General features: G+C 70.9%; 1 protein-coding gene. It reads right to left on the bottom strand.

All coding sequences use genetic code 11. The features are described from left to right. Positions 1–183: 183 nt before the first annotated feature. Positions 184–1,401: glycoside hydrolase family 3 C-terminal domain-containing protein (locus tag ACFWWU_RS37205; RefSeq protein ID WP_384153621.1), on the bottom strand; the 1,218-nt coding region annotated here is incomplete at its 5' end.

The raw sequence follows: 1,401 nt of genomic DNA, 5'->3' as shown, positions 1-1,401 counted from the left end.
GGTCGGCTGAGGCGTCGAGGGGCCGCCGGCGGCGGGCTCGGGCGGCGCGATCACGGTCATCGGACCATCCTCGCCGTCGTGCCTGTGCGATTGCCCACCGCGCCGGCCGGCGACTTCGAACGCGAGGAGATGACGAACGGCCGCCCCTCGTGAGGGACGGCCGTTCGGTTCCGCTGCGGTCGGCTACGCCTGCTGCGAGTTCGACAGGTCGATGAGCTGCTGGATCTGCTCGGGCGTCACGGGAACGCCCGGGAAGCCGGCGAGCTTGCCGATCGGGAACGACGCCATCATCTTGTCGAGGCCGCCCTCGTCGAAGATGTCGGTGTCGGCCATGCCCGACGCGAACGAGCCCATCGCCTGCATGACGATCGGCCCGGCGATCGGGTCGGCCGCGAGCTCGGCGATCGACGACTCGAGCGAGAGCGGGATTCGCAGCTTCTCGCCCTCGACCTCGACGACGGCGCTGAGACGGATGTCGCGGCTCGACGCGCCGACCTCGACGCTGTAGGCGCCGGGCTCGACGACCCAGCGGTCGACGCGGATGTCCCAATAGGCGAGATCCTCGTTGCGCACGGCGATCTCGACCTGACGCGATTCGCCGGCTTCGAGGGCGACGTTCGCGAAGGCCTTGATCTCGCGCGGTGCACGCTGCACACCCGAGGCGGCGAGGCCCGTGTAGACCTGCACGACCTCGCGACCGGCGCGGTCGCCGGTGTTCGTCACGGTGACGCGCACCGTGAGCCCCGATGCATCCGCTGCCACCGACAGGTCGGAGTACCCGAACGTCGTGTACGACAGGCCGTGACCGAACGGGTAGCGCACCTCGGCGTCGCGGGCGTCGTACCAGCGGTAGCCGACGAAGAGGCCCTCGCCGTAGCGCACGTGACCGAAGTCGCCCGGGAAGTTCAGGTACGCGGGGGTGTCCGAGAGCTTCACGGGGATGGTCTCGGCGAGACGACCGGAGGGGTTGACGGTGCCGTAGAGCACGTCGGCGATGGCGGATCCGCCGGCCTGGCCGCCGAGCCAGCCCTCGAGGATCGCGGGCACGTCACCCGCGAACGGCAGTTCGACGACGCCGCCGTTGGCGAGCACGACGACCGTGCGCGGGTTCGCCGCGACGACGGCCGCGAGCAGCGAGAGCTGCTCGGCCGGCAGGTGCAGGTCGTCGCGGTCGAAGCCCTCGGACTCGTACGAGCCCGGCAGGCCGAGGAACAGCACGACCACGTCCTTCGACCCGGCGAGCTCGACGGCGGGGGCGACGAGGGCGGCACCGTCGGAACCGTCGGTCGTGAAGCCGGCCGCGAACGCGACGTTCGCCTGACCCGCGTACTCGGTGATCGCGTCGAGCGCGTTGTCGAGCTTCGTCGGGTTGATGAGCGAGGAGCCGGCGCCCTGATAGCG

Source organism: Streptomyces sp. NPDC058650, from assembly GCF_042717315.1.
Taxonomy (GTDB): Bacteria; Actinomycetota; Actinomycetes; order Streptomycetales; family Streptomycetaceae; genus Streptomyces.
This window is presented reverse-complemented; position numbering and strand designations above follow the sequence as displayed.